This window comes from Rhodococcus sp. B10, from assembly GCF_011770055.1.
GTDB lineage: Bacteria > Actinomycetota > Actinomycetes > Mycobacteriales > Mycobacteriaceae > Rhodococcoides > Rhodococcoides kyotonensis_B.
Genome location: NZ_JAAFYV010000006.1, coordinates 55,502 through 71,085 on the forward strand (window position 1 = coordinate 55,502; position 15,584 = coordinate 71,085).

The 15,584-nt window shown below is 66.1% G+C and carries 17 protein-coding genes; 5 read left to right on the forward strand and 12 right to left on the reverse strand.

All coding sequences use genetic code 11. The features are described 5' to 3' along the window. Positions 1-8: 8 nt before the first annotated feature. Complete coding sequence (locus RhoFasB10_RS05895; RefSeq protein WP_068426137.1) at positions 9-392, reverse strand: helix-turn-helix domain-containing protein; 384 nt, start codon at positions 390-392, stop codon at positions 9-11. Between the two features lie 112 nt (positions 393-504). On the opposite strand from RhoFasB10_RS05895, the gene RhoFasB10_RS05900 reads away from it, so the two are divergent. After that, positions 505-1,350, forward strand: a complete 846-nt coding sequence (locus tag RhoFasB10_RS05900; RefSeq protein ID WP_167675558.1) for an SDR family oxidoreductase — start codon at positions 505-507, stop codon at positions 1,348-1,350. Between the two features lie 4 nt (positions 1,351-1,354). On the opposite strand, the gene RhoFasB10_RS05905 is transcribed toward RhoFasB10_RS05900, so the two are convergent. Next, positions 1,355-2,725, reverse strand: a complete 1,371-nt coding sequence (locus tag RhoFasB10_RS05905) for an FUSC family protein (protein ID WP_167675560.1) — start codon at positions 2,723-2,725, stop codon at positions 1,355-1,357. Positions 2,726-2,785: 60 nt separating this feature from the next. Here RhoFasB10_RS05905 and RhoFasB10_RS05910 point away from each other — a divergent pair, with 60 nt between their 5' ends. After that, entirely contained in the window at positions 2,786-3,286 is a 501-nt protein-coding gene (locus RhoFasB10_RS05910) for a MarR family transcriptional regulator (protein WP_167675562.1), read from the forward strand. Between the two features lie 56 nt (positions 3,287-3,342). Here RhoFasB10_RS05910 and RhoFasB10_RS05915 read toward each other — a convergent pair whose 3' ends face one another. Continuing rightward, entirely contained in the window at positions 3,343-3,903 is a 561-nt protein-coding gene (locus RhoFasB10_RS05915) for a lipocalin family protein (protein ID WP_068426130.1), read from the reverse strand. Positions 3,904-3,956: 53 nt separating this feature from the next. After that, a complete protein-coding gene (locus tag RhoFasB10_RS05920; protein WP_167675654.1) occupies positions 3,957-5,939 on the reverse strand; it encodes an MMPL family transporter in 1,983 nt (660 codons plus the stop codon). 167 nt (positions 5,940-6,106) lie between these two features. Between RhoFasB10_RS05920 and RhoFasB10_RS05925 the strand changes: the two genes are divergently transcribed. Together RhoFasB10_RS05925 and RhoFasB10_RS05930 are read left to right on the forward strand one after the other, a co-directional pair. Next, positions 6,107-6,616 (forward strand): MarR family winged helix-turn-helix transcriptional regulator, encoded by a 510-nt coding sequence (locus RhoFasB10_RS05925; RefSeq protein WP_167675564.1) that lies wholly within the window; start codon positions 6,107-6,109, stop codon positions 6,614-6,616. Further along, positions 6,613-7,620 (forward strand): iron-containing redox enzyme family protein, encoded by a 1,008-nt coding sequence (locus RhoFasB10_RS05930; RefSeq protein ID WP_167675566.1) that lies wholly within the window; start codon positions 6,613-6,615, stop codon positions 7,618-7,620. Before RhoFasB10_RS05925 ends, RhoFasB10_RS05930 begins: the two co-directional genes overlap by 4 nt. 16 nt (positions 7,621-7,636) lie before the next feature. Here RhoFasB10_RS05930 and RhoFasB10_RS05935 read toward each other — a convergent pair whose 3' ends face one another. Next, positions 7,637-7,810 (reverse strand): CDGSH iron-sulfur domain-containing protein, encoded by a 174-nt coding sequence (locus RhoFasB10_RS05935; RefSeq protein ID WP_167675568.1) that lies wholly within the window; start codon positions 7,808-7,810, stop codon positions 7,637-7,639. Next, positions 7,807-8,988 carry a zinc-dependent alcohol dehydrogenase gene (locus RhoFasB10_RS05940; RefSeq protein ID WP_068425085.1) on the reverse strand — a complete coding sequence of 394 codons (1,182 nt, stop codon included), beginning with the start codon at positions 8,986-8,988 and terminating at the stop codon, positions 7,807-7,809. Before RhoFasB10_RS05940 ends, RhoFasB10_RS05935 begins: the two co-directional genes overlap by 4 nt. 243 nt (positions 8,989-9,231) lie before the next feature. On the opposite strand from RhoFasB10_RS05940, the gene RhoFasB10_RS05945 reads away from it, so the two are divergent. Further along, positions 9,232-9,645 (forward strand): STAS domain-containing protein, encoded by a 414-nt coding sequence (locus RhoFasB10_RS05945; RefSeq protein ID WP_240930929.1) that lies wholly within the window; start codon positions 9,232-9,234, stop codon positions 9,643-9,645. Here RhoFasB10_RS05945 and RhoFasB10_RS05950 read toward each other — a convergent pair. From RhoFasB10_RS05950 to RhoFasB10_RS05975, 6 genes are all read right to left on the reverse strand, one after another. Then, positions 9,617-11,248, reverse strand: coding sequence for an NAD(P)/FAD-dependent oxidoreductase (locus RhoFasB10_RS05950; RefSeq protein WP_068425079.1), 1,632 nt, complete (start codon positions 11,246-11,248; stop codon positions 9,617-9,619). The two genes, RhoFasB10_RS05945 and RhoFasB10_RS05950, sit on opposite strands and share 29 nt — an antisense overlap. Further along, positions 11,245-11,685, reverse strand: coding sequence for an SRPBCC family protein (locus RhoFasB10_RS05955; RefSeq protein ID WP_068425077.1), 441 nt, complete (start codon positions 11,683-11,685; stop codon positions 11,245-11,247). The genes RhoFasB10_RS05950 and RhoFasB10_RS05955 overlap by 4 nt, the downstream gene beginning before the upstream one ends. A 192-nt stretch (positions 11,686-11,877) precedes the next feature. Next, positions 11,878-12,609, reverse strand: coding sequence for a GAF and ANTAR domain-containing protein (locus RhoFasB10_RS05960; RefSeq protein ID WP_084423702.1), 732 nt, complete (start codon positions 12,607-12,609; stop codon positions 11,878-11,880). A gap of 116 nt (positions 12,610-12,725) precedes the next feature. Beyond that, complete coding sequence (locus RhoFasB10_RS05965; RefSeq protein ID WP_167675570.1) at positions 12,726-13,112, reverse strand: universal stress protein; 387 nt, start codon at positions 13,110-13,112, stop codon at positions 12,726-12,728. 25 nt (positions 13,113-13,137) lie between these two features. Further along, positions 13,138-14,532, reverse strand: coding sequence for a citrate:proton symporter (locus RhoFasB10_RS05970; RefSeq protein WP_167675572.1), 1,395 nt, complete (start codon positions 14,530-14,532; stop codon positions 13,138-13,140). A gap of 33 nt (positions 14,533-14,565) precedes the next feature. Next, positions 14,566-15,564 (reverse strand): tripartite tricarboxylate transporter substrate-binding protein, encoded by a 999-nt coding sequence (locus RhoFasB10_RS05975; RefSeq protein WP_254303489.1) that lies wholly within the window; start codon positions 15,562-15,564, stop codon positions 14,566-14,568. Between the last annotated feature and the right edge of the window lie 20 nt (positions 15,565-15,584).

A 15,584-nucleotide genomic window follows, 5' to 3' on the forward strand; every position in this document is an offset into this window, starting at 1 on the left:
GGCGGATTCTAGGCCGGCTTTGCGTCGTGACGCTCCCGCGCGGCCACGACGTCGGGCAACGAGGATTCGACGAGTTCGATGAGGCTCGTCAGATGCGTCGCGACCTCGCGGCCCAGCGGCGTCAGGCTGTACTCGACCTTGGGGGGAATGGACTCGAGAACAGTCCGCACGACCATGCCGTCGCGTTCGAGGGTCTGCAGTGTCTGCGACAGCATGCGTTCGCTGACACCGTCCACGCGGCGACGCAACGCATTGAAGCGATAGTCACCCTCCGCGAGGGCGGCGAGGGCGAGGATGCCCCATCTGCTCGTCGCGTTCTGCAGCGCTTCGCGCGACGAGCAGTTGCGCGCGAAGACGTCGGCCTCGAAATTGCCGTCCGATCCCTCGCTCATGATGTGCATGCTAGCGCATGCGATCACGGCAGTGCTTACCTCAAGGGTTGCACCGCACGAAAAGTAAGCGCATAGTGGCGGTCGACCGCGAACCACCGACGAAGGAACAGCCATGACCATTGCAGTAACCGGCGCCACCGGACACCTCGGAGCACTCGTCGTCGAGGAGCTTCTGGGCCGCGGAGTGGACGCGAGCGACGTCGTCGCCGTTGTGCGTGACGCAGCGAAAGCGCAGGGGCTCGCCGATCGCGGCGTCCAGGTCCGCGTCGCGGATTACACCGACGCCGACGCGCTGAAGGCGGCGCTGACCGGCGTCGACAAGCTTCTTCTCGTCTCGGGATCCGACGTCGGACAGCGGGTTCCCCAGCACGCCAACGTGATCGATGCCGCGGAAGCGGCCGGCGTCTCGCTGATCGCGTACACGAGCATCTTGAAGGCCGATACGTCCGGCGTCAGCCTCGCTGCCGAGCACCTCGCGACCGAGAAGCTGCTCGCCGACTCGTCCGTGCCTGCGGCGATTCTGCGCAACGGCTGGTACTGGGAGAACTACGCCGCGTCGCTGCAGCAGACCATCGAGAACGGCGCGTTGCTCGGGTCGGCGGGGAACGGCAGGATCGCCGCGGCCGCGCGCGCCGACTACGCGGCCGCCGCTGCCACCGTGTTGCTGTCGGAGAACCAGGGCGGCAGGATCTACGAGCTCGGTGGCGACGAGCGACTGACCTACGCCGAGCTGGCCGACGTCATCTCGACGATCGCCGGAAAGCCCATCGCGTACCACGACGTCACCGAGGCCGAGTACAAGCAGATTCTGCTCGGCGCCGGCCTGCCGGAGTTCGTCGCGGAGATGCTGCCGAGCGCCGACGCGGGCATCGCGCGCGGTGAGCTCGACACCGAGTCGGGTGACCTGCAGAAGCTGATCGGACGGTCCTCGACACCGGTCGCGACCGTCCTCGGCTGACGCGTCAGTTCAAGTGCTGGCGGTCACCGATCTCGATGGTGACCGCCGTGATCACGACGCCGATCAGAACCCCGATGAGTGTGTCCGCGACGCGGTCGACGGCAACCGTCGGCGACAGGTGACCGGCAAGTCCGGTCATCATCAGGGCCATCGGGGTGATCGCCAGCGACGTGAGTGCGTAGTTCCTCATCACCGACATTTCGGCGGCGATCTGGCAGACGACGATCGCAACCGTCGTCTGCCAGTAGCCGAGCGACAGCGCGATCAGTCCGGCCGCGATCACTGCACCGCCCACGTTGCCCAGCAGACGTTGGATTCCGCGTTGGACCGTCGTGTGGAACGTGATGCCCTGCATCGCCGCCAGTGCACCCATCGTGGCCCACAGCGGGTGATCGAACCCGAACGCCTGGGCGCACCAGCCCGCGAGCGCGGCCGCCGCCGCGATGCGGACGGCATTGAGCAGCAACGACTTCGAGGCCAGGCGCGCGAGTCCCGTCGAGAAGAAGTTGGTCGGCCGCGCCGACAGTTGGGCAGCACGTACCGGCAACGCGTCGTGACGCCGCATCCTGCGCAGTGCACGCTCGTGCGCGAGAACCTCCTGGGCATGAGTTGCCTCGTCGCCACGGGCCCAGGCGTCGAGAAGTGCTTCGGCGTCGTCGAGCAGGGTCACGAGACCGAGGCTGTGTACGTGGCCGCTGCTGCGGCGAGGACTGAGCGCGACGACGGTTCGCGCGCGGGCGATCGCGGCGCGTGCGACCGGTTCGTTGTGGCTGTCGACCGCGGCGAGTGCGCGGGCCACCGCCAGCTGGGCGGGCCCGACGGGGTGGAGCAGGGCGGGCAGCATCGCAGCGACCCAGCCGACGACGGCGCCGACGAGAACGGCTGCGAACACCGCCTCTACGTCCGGCGCCGTGTGACCGAAGCCGACGCCCGCCGTCGCGGCGAAGATGAGGATGACGGGCCCGGGGCCGGCGATCTCGAACGCCGCCAGCAGCAGCGCCGCGACTCCGGACGCGATGGAAATCGCCCACACCTGAGCGGCGAACGACGTCGAGACGCCCAGGACGGCGCCGAACGTCGCGTACAGAACGATCAGTCCACCGACGAGCGCGAGTTTCCCTGCGCGGCGCGGGTACGGCTCGTACCGACCGAACGCCGAGACGAGAGCGCCCAGTGCGGCGAAGCCCGCGAACTCCGGGTGGCCGAGCAGTTTGCCCGCGACCAGGACGACGGCGACAGCGAGACCCACGCGCACGGCCGGGGCGACCGACGCGTCGGCGCGGCCGAGTCGGGTCGCTTGCTTCCAGGCGCGGCCGGAGACGGCATGGGCGAGCGCGGAACGGGAGTGCTGAAGTCTGTCGAGTGGCGCGGTCACCGAAGTAGTTTATCTGTATTTCACTAGTAAATTAAAATGGATCGACGTAGGGTTGCTCACATGATTCGGGCGCAGAAATCGGGCGGGGACTTCGTCGACCAGGTCCGACGCGAGTGGTCGACGACTTTTCCCGACATCGACACCTCCCCGATCGAGGTGCTGGCTCGTATCGGCCGCATTTCCGCGAAGGCCAATCATCTGCTCGACGTGACGCTCGCGCCCATGGGTGTGTCCCGCGCGGAATTCGACGTCCTCAGCGCGTTGCGCCGTACGGGACGGGCGCTGCGGGCCAGTGAGGTGACGTCGGTGACGATGCTCAGTGGCGCGTCGACGACGAAGATTTCGGAGCGTCTGGTCAAGGAGGGCTTGATCGAGCGGCTGCGGTTCGAACGCGACGCGCGAGTCGTGCTGCTACAGCTGACCGACGCGGGGCGCGACCTCGTCGACCGGGTCTTTCCGGTCCGGCTCGAGCGTGACCGCGGACTGCTCGACGGCCTGGATGCGGACGATCTGGAAGCGCTGTCGGGTCTGCTGCGGCGGGTGGCGCTGAACGTGGAGTAAGACCCGTGCGCGCGAATGTACAGCCCGCTATACATTCGCGCGCACGTGCGACGCGCCTACACGGTCGACAGCGGGCGGATCTCGGTGGCGCCCCCGGGGGTCGGCGAGGTCAGCAGAGTCGTCGAGTTGTATCCCTTCGACTCGACGACGGCACGGATCTCACGGAACTGTTCCACGCTCACCTCGGGTGAACGCGACAGCACGAAGCCCGACGTCCGCAGCGGGTCGCCGACGAGTGCCCACGAGTAGTCGTCGGCGATGTACGCGACGATGTAGTTGGTCGGTCCGTCGAGGCTGTCCTGCGTCGGGACGCCCGGAAAGCTCACGTGCAGTTGGGCATTGGTGACGGTGTCGTTCACCCGTGCGTTTCCGACGATGCCGTTGGAGCCGCCCGTCCACGTCGTGCACGTGTTCTCGACGCGAATGTTCGTCGGATCGATCAACTGGTAGTTCGCCTGAGTGTCACGGGCGCATTCGAGGTTGAACGGCTGCGGGACCGCGGCGACCTGGTTCCATGTTCCGAGGTACCGTTCGACGTCGAGCGACGGAACCGGAGCCAACGGCTCCCACCCGGCCGATCCCGTCGGCGGCGCTGCCTGCGCGACGCCTGCACCCATGAATGTCACGCACGCTGCCGCGAGGGCGCTGCGTGTGATCATCGACCGTACTGTCATGAGACTCGCTCCTTCTGTGCTGTCGATTCCGAACTGTCCGAATCGATTCGATTCGGCCACCATATCCCCGGGCCGATCAGGGTGAACAGTGCTGGGATGACCAGAGTGCGGACGACGAACGTGTCCAGCAGAATGCCAAGTCCCACAATGATTCCCAGCTGGGTCAGCGTGATGAGGGGCAACACGCCGAGTACGCAGAACACCGCGGCGAGCACGATTCCGGCGCTGGTGATGACGCCACCCGTCGCTCCGACCGCGCGCACGATGGCCGACCGGGTGCCGTGCCCAGGGGTTTCCTCCCGGGTGCGCGTGACGAGGAAGATCGTGTAGTCGACGCCGAGCGCGACGAGGAACAGGAACGCGTACAGCGGCACGTTGTCGTCGAGAGCCGGGAAGCCGAACACGTGGTCGCTGACCCAACTTCCGACACCGATGGCGGCCAGCGAGCTCAGGACCGTCGTCGCCACGAGCAGAACCGGCGCGACGACGGCACGTAGCAACGCGATCAGCACGGCGAACACGACGAGGAGAATCGCAGGCACGACCACGAGTCGGTCGCGGGCGGCCGCGTCGGAGGTGTCGAGGGCCTGTGCGTCGCTTCCGCCGACCAGCGCACCCGGAATGTCGTCGAACGACGCGCGCACGTTCTCGACCGTGGCGAATGCGTCGTCGGACGACGGTGCCGCGTCGGTGACCACCGACCAGCGGGTCAGACCGGTACCCGAATCCGCAACGCGGGTGAACGAATCGACCCCGGCTGCCGAGTCGAGTGCGGTCTCGACGGCTGCGGCCGATTCGGTCGGTGCCACGACGGTCGTCGGGTCCGCGAGTCCGGACGGGAAATGCTCGGCCAGGGTCTCGAATCCTTCGACGGACTCGGCGGTGACACGGAACTGCTCGGTCTGCGACAGCCCGATCCCGGTACCGAACAGCGCTGCGGCACAGGCGACGAGCGCGACGATGGTGACGCTCGCGGTGCGGATCGGATGCCTCGTCACGGCCTCGGCGATGCGGAACCACGGACCCGACGTCGCCGTGTCTCGGTCGTCGGGGCCCGGTACGAACGGCCAGAACAACTTTCGTCCGCACAGCGCCAGAAGCGGTGGCAGCACGACCAGTACGAAGATCGCTGCGACGACGAGGCCCGCGGCAGCGAGCGCGCCCAGGCTTCGCGTGCTCGGCAACATCGCCAGCAGCAGCGTCAGCAATGCGAGGACGACGGTCGCGTTGCTCGCCAGGATGGCGGGACCGGCATGCCGGACGGCGCGTTCGAGTGCAGTTCGGTGTTCCGTCGTCGTGCGCAGTTCTTCGCGATAGCGCGAGATGAGAAGCAGCGCATAGTTCGTGCCCGCGCCGAAGACGAGAACGCTGGTGATGCCCGACGTCGAGCCGTCGAACGACAGGCCGGTGACGTCGGCCAGGGCCGTCCCGACCGAGGTCGCGACGCGATCGCCGAGGCCGATGACGACGAGCGGTACGAGCCACAGGATCGGGGAGCGGTAGGTGACGATCAGCAGGATCGCGACGACGAGGGCGGTGACGGCGAGCAACGTGAAGTTGGCACCGGAGAACGAGTTCGCGATGTCCGCGCCGAACGCGGGACCGCCGGTGACCTGTGCTTGCAGGCCGTCGGGAAGACCGTCGGTCGCCGCCTCCCGCAGGGACGTGACGAGGTCGTTCAGTCCGAAACCGGACAGGGACGCGTCGACGGGGATCAGGCCGAGGACTGCCTCGCCGTCGGGAGACGGGACGAGGGGCGTGGCAGCACCGTCACCGGTCCGATCGAGCGCCTGCTGGGCCGCGGCGGTGTCCGCTTCGGTCAGCGCCGCGCCGTCGGCTCGCGACACGACCAGGATGACGGGAGCCGTGTCCGAGTCCGGGAACTGCGTCAGCAACTCGGTGACCTGCGCGGATTCGGCGGACGACGGTATCGACGAGGGTGCGCTGCCCGCCGAGTCGTTCTCGCCGACGGCGGCCATGAAGCCGCCGGACAGGAGAACGACGGCGAGCGCGAGCGCCCACGAGTGTCGGAAGGTGACTATTCGGGCAAACCGGGTCCAGAAGTTCACCCGCCAACAATCTCATCAACTTAACAATTAAGCAACTGAAGGATCTGGCGTCGGCGTGGCGCGATAGTCTGTCCGTCGTGCCCGATCGCAGCGAACTGGAGTCCTTGATCTCGTCGGACGTCCGTGCGCTGTCGTCGGTGTCCGAGGAGATCGGCCGTGCCTTCGGATCGCTGCACGATCTGCGGCCCAACGATTTTCGTGCACTGCTGCTGATCATGGTCGCCGACGTCGACGGCAAGCCCCTGACCGCAGGCGAACTCGGCGCGCAGTTGGGGCTGACGTCCGCGGCGATGACCTACCTCGTCGAGCGCATGATCGCGTCGGGCCACATCAGACGCGAGAAGGACGAGCGTGACCGACGGAAGGTCATCCTGCGGTACGACACCCACGGCATGAACGTCGCGCGCGGATTCTTCGGTCCGCTGGGTGAGAAGACCCATGCTGCCCTCGCGGACCTGCCCGATCCGGACCTGGCCGCGGCGCATCGGGTGTTCACCGTGCTGATCGACGCGATGCGAGCCCATCACGACGAGTTGCGCCCCGACACCGTTTCGTACCCCGGCCACGAGGGTAACCGCGTCGAATGACGCCCGCCCTGACCGCCGAGAAGACCCCAGCCGAATCGACCGATTTCACGCTGCCCGGCAAGTTGCCCGAACCTCGGGGACCGCTGTCCGCCGCGGTGGTCGACGCCCTTCGCGGTGATCCGGCGATGCCCGTTGACCTGCCGGACATTCCTGGCGATGCCGACCCCCTCGGTGCGGATCTGCAGCTCGCCCTGTACGTCTGCTACGAACTGCACTATCGAAGCTTCGACGGCGTCGACGACGAATGGGAATGGCACGCGGGCATTCTCGGATTCCGGCGAGAACTGGAACGCCGATTTCTCACGACCGTACGCGCGAACGTGGAGCCGGGTGACGACGTCGTCGCCGAGATGGACGCGTTGTCGATCGAACCCAGAACGGGCACCGGACCGTCGTGGTTCCTGCGTGACGACGCGTCGTGGGCGCAGATGCAGGAGTACCTCGCCAACCGGTCGCTGTATCACCTGAAGGAAGCCGATCCGCACGCATTCGCCATACCGCGTCTGACGGGTCAGGCGAAGGCGTCGTTCGTCGCGGTCGAGTACGACGAGTTCGGCGCAGGCCGAGGTGAACGAGTCCATCAGCAGCTCTACGCGGACGCGATGCGCGCCGCGAACATGGACACCACGTATCTGGCGTACCTTGATTCGGCTGTGCCGGAGATGTTGGCCGTCGTCAATCTGATGTCGCTCTTCGGGTTGCATCGTGCGCTGCGTGGCGCCGCAGTCGGGCATTTCGCGGCAACCGAGATCACGTCGTCGCCGGGTTCGGCGCGTCTCGTCACGGCCTTCGAGCGGCTCGGGGCTCCCGCGGAGTGCGTCCGGTTCTACGCCGAACACGTCGAGGCCGACGCGGTGCACGAACAGATCATGCGGCACGACGTCGTCGGATCGCTCGTGGCCGCGCATCCCGAACTCGAGGCGGACGTCGTGTTCGGGATGCGGGCGCTCGCGTTCGTCGAAGATCGCTTCGGAGACGCCATGATTCGCCGCTGGACGCAATGACGTTCGGTGCGGTGGCTCAGCGTCGCTTGCGGTGGCTGGTGTCGCAGAACGGATAGTTCTTGCTGCGGTGACACATGCACAGCGCCACCGTGACTCGGTCCGACTCGACGGTTTCGCCGTCCGGCAGCTCGATCTCGACGGGCCCCTCGACCATGAGGGGCCCGCCCTTGACCATTCGAATACGCGTCATGGCTTCAGGAGAACCTTCACTGCACCGTCCTGCTTCTTCTGGAAGATGTCGTACGCGTGCGGTGCCTCGTCGAGGGGAAGCACGTGCGTCGCAAAACTGTCGACGCCGAGCGGATCGTCGTCGGTGAGAAGCGGCATGATGTCGTCGACCCACTTCTTCACGTTCGCCTGCCCCATGCGGAGCTGAATCTGCTTGTCGAACAACGTCAGCATCGGAATCGGGTCGGCCATGCCGCCGTACACGCCGATCAGCGAGATGGTTCCGCCCCGCCGCACGATGTCGATCGCGCTGTAGAAGGCGCTGAGCCTGTCGACGCCTGCCTTCTGCATGAACGGACCGGCGATCGCGTCGGGAAGAAGTCCCGTGATGTCGTGTGCGAGTTTGGACACCGGTGATCCGTGCGCTTCCATGCCGACGGCGTCGATGACGGAATCCGTTCCGCGGCCGTCGGTTCGATCGCGAATGACGTCACCCAGGTCCTTGGGGTGCTCGTCGAAGTTCAACACCTCGATACCGCGAGCGGCCAAGCGCTGCAAGCGTTCCGGAACTCGGTCGACGCCGATGACGCGGTATCCCTTGTGTGCTGCGATGCGCGCGGCCATGTCGCCGATCGGGCCGAGACCGAGTACCGTCACCGATCCGCCGTCCGGGATGCCTGCGTACTCGACCGACTGCCATGCCGTCGGGAGGACGTCCGACAGGTAGACGAACCGCGAATCATCCGGTCCGACAGGGACTTTGATGTGTGTGTTCTGCGCTTGCGGGATGCGCAGATACTGCGCCTGGCCTCCGGGAACTGCGCCGTACAGTTTCGAGTAGCCGAAGATCGCAGCGCCCATGCCTTGTTCGCGGACCTGCGTCGTCTCGCACTGAGTGAACAATCCGCCGTTGCACATGAAACAGCTGCCGCACGAGATCTGGAACGGCACGACGACGCGATCGCCGACCTGCAGATTCGTGACCTCGGAGCCGACTTCCTCGACGATTCCCATGGGCTCGTGCCCGAGGATGTCTCCCTGATTCATGAAAGCGCCGAGCACCTCGTACAGATGCAGATCGGAGCCGCAGATGTTGGTCGTCGTGACGCGAATGATCGCGTCGGTCGGCTTCTCGATCTTCGGATCGGGCACCGTGTCCACGCTGACCTTGCGTTTTCCCTGCCACGTGACTGCCTTCATGGCACCGCCTTCCTAGCTGTAGATACGTCCCCTCCTCGAACGGCGAATGCCCCGCTCATGCTGGGACGAAACCGGCGCGACTATACGGACGAGGTTCAGTGCCGTAGGGTTGATCGAGGTTGAGATAACAGCCGTCGGGGGAGACGCCCGGGTGGATCCCAACCGTCAGCGGTTTCTTCCACTCAGCGGATTTCTTACTTCGCGGGGCAGTTTCCCTCCCAATCGCTCAACGATGGGATGGCTATGACTGTTACTCCACAGGGGTTGAACGACGGGGGAGGCACCAACACACACGCAGCGAAGTCCAGTTCGGTAGCGGTCGCCGAGACCGGTGCCATCTTCAGTGCGGAGCCGGCAGGCGACGCATCGGTGGTGGTCACGGTGCACGGTGACATCGATATTCGCAGCGCGCCGATTCTGATCGACTATGCGTGCGGACGAATTGCATCGGGTGTACGCCTGATCCTCGACCTGTCCGACGTGGGCTTCTTCGGTATCGCAGGGTTGCGAGTGTTCGCGGCCCTGGACGATGCCGCCGCCGAGGCGGGCACGGTGTGGCGCCTCGTCGAGGGTCATCCAGTGCACAGATTGCTGGAGGCCGCGAACGTCGTACCTGCTGTTCGTAGGTTCACGTCGGTCGCAGACGCCGTGGCCTGACTTCAGGTCCAGGTGGGCGGGTGACCAGCTCGAGCAACGAGCTGGTCACCTTTTTCCTTATCGGTCCCAACAGCCCGTGCTGGCCCAGTGCCGCGCGGGCTGCATTCATTCCGGCTGCACCGTGCACGCCCCCGCCGGGGTGGGCGGACGCACTGCCGAGGAACAACCCCTCGACCGGGGTTTCAGGCCGTCCCAAGCCCGGAATCGGGCGAAAGATCAACTGCTGCTGGATTTGCGCCGTTCCGCCGTTGACGGCCCCGCCGAACAGGTTCGCGTCGGCTGCAGCCATGTCGTTCGGCCTCTGCACGACGCGGCCCACGACGGCGGCGTCGAAACCAGGTGCGTGTTCTTCGAGGACCTCGTGTGCGCGGTCGGCGATCGTGTCGGCCGACTCGTTGTCCGTCACGCCTCTCGGCAGATGCGTGTAGGCCCACGCGCTCTCGGTGCCCGCAGGCGACCGCGTCGGATCCGCGGTGGTCATCTGTCCGAACAGCATGAACGGCTTCTTCGGCAGAACGTTCGTCGTCAGATCGGTCATCCAACGCAGCAGGCCGTCGTCGTCGGCGCCGAGGTGTACCGTCCCGGCAAGCGACAGACTCTTCGATCGCCACGGAATGGGCCGGTCCAACGCGTAATTGATCTTGACGACCGGGGTGTCCCATTCGAACTTCTCGAGGTCGTCGTGCACGCGCCTCGGCAGCACGCCCGCCGGGAGCAACGTCTCGTACAGCGCCGGGGCCGAGACGTTAGCGATGATTGCTCTCCGCGCGCGGATGGTGTCACCGGCGGCGGTGTGGACGGTGGTGGCCCGGCCGTTCTCGACGCCGATGCGCGTCACGGGAGTATCGCACCGCAGCTGGGCTTTGCCTGCGCGTCGCACCAGGGCGTCGATGAGCGCGCTGGCTCCGCCTTCCGGCACCGGATATCCGACGTCCTGAGCGAGCATCGTGAGCAGGTAACCCATCGCCCCGCTCACCGGCGCGTCGACCGGTGCGTCGCCGTGCATCGCGTTGCCGAGCAGTAGACAGCGGGCAGCGTCGCTGCGGAACGTCTCGTGTGCCATCACCCGGGCGGGCAAGGCCATGAAGCGGATGTACCGCAGCATGTCCGCGGGCCCCAGCGCCTTCGCCAGGGCAGCGCCGGCACGTACCGGTGGGAACGGGGCGCCGAAGAACGCGTCGAGCAGCGGTTTCTTGATGCGTTGAAAGTCCTCGAACAGCCTGATCCAGGCGTCGGCGTCGCGGGGGTCGTGCTCGGCGAGACCGGCTGCGGTGTCGGCGACGTCGTTGTGCACGACAGGCGCGTTCTCGTCCGTGGCCGAACGCGCATGACCGTAGACCGCAGGTGAGCGCACCCACCGCAACCCGTGGCGTTCCAGTTCCAGCGACCTGATCGCCGGTGACGACGCGCCGAGCGGGTAGAACGCGCTGTAGAGGTCGCTGGAGTATCCGGGTACGAGTTCCGCACTGCGCACGGCACCGCCGGGCTGGGCGTTGGCCTCGAGGACGACGACGTCCCATCCGGCGTCGGCGAGCGCTGCTGCGGCGACAAGACCGTTGTGGCCTGCGCCGATGACGACGGCGTCGGCTGTGGTGGTGCTCATTCGGGCGTCGTGGACCTTTCCGCGAGGTACGCGAGCCGCCGGAGCGCCTCCTTGTTGCGGGGGTGCACCAGCGCATGTTGCACGGAGTCCGGAACGAGGTTGGCGGGCGGGGTCAATGCATGCTCGATCATCTCGATGCGGCAGCCGGATGCAAGTGGGTGCAGCCGCAAGGTGATGCTCGCCGAACCGAACGGCAACGCGCGGGCCTCGAGGCGCAGTTCGCGACCCTCGTGGACGCCGATGGATCGTGTCCGATCGCTGAGCACCAGGGGCCAGACCCCGACCGAGTGATGGATGCAGCTGCCCTTCGCCGGCCATGCCTCGTCGACGGCACGAATACGCGACGCGCCGACCACCCACGTCCCGTAACTCCAGCCGTCGGCAATGACGCTCCACACCTGTTCGGTAGTGGCGTCGGTCTGTAGTTCCGTCGCCATGTCAGCCCCCTAAGCCGTCGCGCGTCGTACAGTCCTGCGACGCATGCCCGGGGGCGTCTGAAACGAAACGCGGGCGACGAGTTTCGCTCGCACCGGGAGTGGGCATGGCCAGCAACAGGTGCAGGTGGTATCCGGAGATCACCAACACCAGATCCCGTGGGTTGAAAACACAGCCCTCGGGATCGTCTGTCATCAGTCGCGGACAACCGATTCGACAGCGCGACGAGCGATCTCCGCCAGTTTGACGTTCTCGTTCTGCGATTGCATCGCCAGCACGTCGAACGCGTCGTCGGGACCGATGCCTCGGATCGCCATCACGATTCCCTTGGCCTGTTCGATCACGGCCCTCGACCGCATCGCCTCTCGGAGCCCGTCCAGTTCGGCCTGGGCCGCCTGAGCGAGCCGGAAATTCCACACGGTGCTTTCCACGGCCGCTGCGAAGACGCCCACCAGGAGCTCGTCCGTGTCGCTGAAGCCGTGATCGGTCCAGCTGTACACGTTGAGTGAGCCGGTCCGGTTCGTATCCACCGAGATCGGCGCCGACAGGTAACTGCGGACGCCGATGTCGGCGGAATCGGCGGCGAACCTCGGCCACCGGCCCTCGATGTCGGTCTCGCGGGCTCGCACCGTCGACCTGGTGTGCGCGGCGTCGACGCACGGGCCTTCGTGGGCACGGAACTGATCCGAGTCGATGGTGTACACCCGCGCGTCCGTGCACGCGGCCGTCTCGATCTCGCCCGCTCGGTCGCCGGGCAACGTCACCCCCGCCATGTCCGCGCCGGGCACGACCGCGACGACCTGCTCGACGACACTCTGCAGAAGAGTGTCGACGCGCACGGTCGAACGCAGGAGATCGCGAAAGGCATCGAGCGGGGTCGAATCCGAGTACGCACGCGAATCACCGACTCGCGACGTGTCTTCCATGCCATCACCACACTGGTCCAGTGCATCGTGTGCACTTCGACTGTCGGCGATGACTTCACCGTTGGAGAATCAGTAGCTTACGTCAGTGACAAAAGCCGGTTGCATCAGGTCCATGCCTACTGCCTGGATTTGACAACGAGAATCTCGACCGGAATTTCGAGAAGCAGTCGCTGTATTTGCTGTCCCATCAGGAATTTCCCGACTGCACTGCGGTGGCGTGAGCCGATGACCACCAGTTCCGCGTCGACCTTGTCGACGAGCGCCAGCAGGGTGCTGGTCGCATCGGGATCGGGCAGAGCTGCCTCGACGCGGGCGTCGGGGGCGACGGCACGGACTGCGGCGTCGACCGCGGCGATCTCCCGATCACGTGCGGACTGCTCGGGCGACCCCGACAGTGCGTGCAGCACAACCAGTTCGGTGTTCCTGGTCTGCGCCTCACGGATCCCGGCGGCGAGAGCCTGCCTGCCTTCGTCGGTCTGGCTGTGTACGACTGCAACGGTCATGATGTTCTCCTTGTCGCGAAAACGGTCAGCCGAACGGGATCTGGCCGAGGGCGACGCCGACGACGAGCATGGTCAGCGACACGACCGCCGCACGCCACAGCACCTTCTTGTGGTGATCGGCGAGCGAGACGCCTGCCAACGTGACGAGCAGCAGAATCGCGGGCACCAGCGGGCTCTGCATGTGAACGGCCTGACCGGTGATCGACGCACGCGCCATCTCGACGGGCTCGATGCCGTATTGTGCTGCGGTCTCGGTCAATACGGGCAGGACGCCGAAGTAGAACGCGTCGTTGGTCATGAAGAACGTCAGCGGCATGCTCAGTACACCGGTGATGACGGCCAGGAACGGGCCGAGGGCATCGGGAATGACGTTCATCAGCCACGAGGCCATCGCCTCGACCATGCCGGTTCCCTGGAAGACACCGGTGAGAACGGCGGCGGCGAGGACCATCGCGACGACGGACACGATCGACGACGAGTGCCGCGCAATGGCTTCGCCCTGATCCTTGACCCGCGGGAAGTTGACCGTCAGGGCGATCGATGCGGCGATCATGAACAGAACCGGAATCGGCAGGATGTCCATGACGAGGACGACGAGAAGGACGACCGTCAGAGCTGCGTTGAACCACAACAGCTTCGGACGCAGCGTGTCGCGCTCGGGGTCGAGTCCGCCGTCCATGAAGCTGCTGGACTCACCGCTGCCGCCGGTGGCCGGAGGCGTGGGGCCGTCGTGCTTGCCGGTTCCGCCGGTTCGACCGGTACCACCGGATGCTGCAGCATGCACCAATTCCGGTTCGTAGACGAGCTTTCCGAGGCGACGACGCTCCATGATGCCCAGGTGAATCGAGAACAGAAGCACGATGATCAGGCCCGCGATCAACGACGGCACCATCGGAACGAACACGTCGGACGGCGAGATACCGAGCGCCGACGCGGCACGCACCGTCGGGCCACCCCACGGAATGATGTTCATCGTCGCGTTCGACAGGCCGGCCACGACCGTCAGAATCACCGGGCTCACACCGAGTTTCAGGTACAGCGGCAACAACGCAGAGGTGACGATGATGAACGTCGTCGAGCCGTCGCCGTCGAGCGAGACGACCATCGCGAGCACGGCGGTGCCGACGACGAGTTTCATCGGGTCGTTGCGCACGAGGCGCAGGATCCCCTTCACCAGCGGATCGAACAGTCCGACGTCGATCATGATTCCGAAGAAGATGATCGCGAAGAACAGCAACGCGGCCGTCGGCGCAAGGGATTTGATGCCGTCGGTGATCATGTCGCCGATTCCCAGTCCTGCACCGGCCATGAGACCGAACGCAACCGGGACCAGCGTCAGCGCGACGACAGGCGTCGCACGCTTGGTGAGAATCAGATACATGAAGACGGCGACCATGAGGAAGCCCAGTATCACGAGCATGGGTGTACTCCTTTACGAAACTGAAGCAGTGATTCAGCTGTGCGACGAGACCGACAAGGTCTCGGATACGAACGACGCTTGCTCGCCGAGGAACTCGGAGAAGTCGTCACCGGTGAGAACTGCGCTGCGCCAACCGTTTCGGGTCAGCACGTCGTGCCAGGCGGGGGAGTCGTCCAGAGTGCGGATCCGGTCGGTCCACACCGCGATCTGGTCCGGTGACAAGCCCGGTGGCGCGAGAAGCCCGCGCCAGTTCGCGAACACGACGTCGACGCCTGCCTCGCGGGCAGTGGGTGCGTCGACGACGGGTATTCGCGCGTCGGTGCTGACGGCCAGTGCACGTACGGTGCCTGCCGCCAGTTGGTCCAGGTACTCGCTGACGCCGGTGGTGGCCACGTCGACGTCCCCGGTGAGCAGTGCGGGAAGCAATTGTCCGCCGCCCTCGTACTGGCGATACGACGATGCCGACGGGTCGACGCCGATCGCCCGCGCCAACAGGATGCGGAACACGCCGTCCGGTCCGCCCTCCGCGGATCCACCGCCGAAGGTGAGGCCCGACGGGTCGGCGCGCCAGGCGTCGACGAGATCGGACATCGTCCGAAGTGGCGAGTTGGCCGGTACGAGAACGGCTTCGGGCTCTTCGAGCAGCCGTGCGAGCGGCGTGGTCTCGGAAATCGAATGAGCAGACGGCGTCGTTTCCAGGGCGCCGATGAGTCCGAGGCCCATCACCATCGCGAGGTCGGGGTTGCCGACTTCGAGATCGAGCCTGCCCAGTCCGACGACCCCGCCGGAACCGGGGAGCACGACGACGTCGTAGTCGGTGTCGTCGTTGCTCAGTGTTTGCGTCAGGTTGCGGGCGGTGAGGTCGTAGCCACCACCCGCGTCCGACGGAACCACGAACCGGACTCGCTCGTTGCCGTTGGGGCCGGCGAAGACGGCCGGCTCCGTTGCACAACCGGCTGCGGCACCGCCCACGAGAACGGCGACCGAGACGCACAGGGCGCTGGTCGCAGTTCGAAGTCTCGTCGTGGGCACCGAGGAAGTACACCTCACTT

Coding starts and splice junctions, on each gene's coding strand:
- RhoFasB10_RS05895 (WP_068426137.1), bottom strand. CDS start 392: ATGAGCGAGGGATCGGACGGCAATTTCGAGGCCGACGTCTTCGCGCGC.
- RhoFasB10_RS05900 (WP_167675558.1), top strand. CDS start 505: ATGACCATTGCAGTAACCGGCGCCACCGGACACCTCGGAGCACTCGTC.
- RhoFasB10_RS05910 (WP_167675562.1), top strand. CDS start 2,786: ATGATTCGGGCGCAGAAATCGGGCGGGGACTTCGTCGACCAGGTCCGA.
- RhoFasB10_RS05915 (WP_068426130.1), bottom strand. CDS start 3,903: ATGGGTGCAGGCGTCGCGCAGGCAGCGCCGCCGACGGGATCGGCCGGG.
- RhoFasB10_RS05920 (WP_167675654.1), bottom strand. CDS start 5,939: ATGGCCGCCGTCGGCGAGAACGACTCGGCGGGCAGCGCACCCTCGTCG.
- RhoFasB10_RS05930 (WP_167675566.1), top strand. CDS start 6,613: ATGACGCCCGCCCTGACCGCCGAGAAGACCCCAGCCGAATCGACCGAT.
- RhoFasB10_RS05935 (WP_167675568.1), bottom strand. CDS start 7,810: ATGACGCGTATTCGAATGGTCAAGGGCGGGCCCCTCATGGTCGAGGGG.
- RhoFasB10_RS05940 (WP_068425085.1), bottom strand. CDS start 8,988: ATGAAGGCAGTCACGTGGCAGGGAAAACGCAAGGTCAGCGTGGACACG.
- RhoFasB10_RS05945 (WP_240930929.1), top strand. CDS start 9,232: ATGACTGTTACTCCACAGGGGTTGAACGACGGGGGAGGCACCAACACA.
- RhoFasB10_RS05950 (WP_068425079.1), bottom strand. CDS start 11,248: ATGAGCACCACCACAGCCGACGCCGTCGTCATCGGCGCAGGCCACAAC.
- RhoFasB10_RS05955 (WP_068425077.1), bottom strand. CDS start 11,685: ATGGCGACGGAACTACAGACCGACGCCACTACCGAACAGGTGTGGAGC.
- RhoFasB10_RS05960 (WP_084423702.1), bottom strand. CDS start 12,609: ATGGAAGACACGTCGCGAGTCGGTGATTCGCGTGCGTACTCGGATTCG.
- RhoFasB10_RS05965 (WP_167675570.1), bottom strand. CDS start 13,112: ATGACCGTTGCAGTCGTACACAGCCAGACCGACGAAGGCAGGCAGGCT.
- RhoFasB10_RS05970 (WP_167675572.1), bottom strand. CDS start 14,532: ATGCTCGTGATACTGGGCTTCCTCATGGTCGCCGTCTTCATGTATCTG.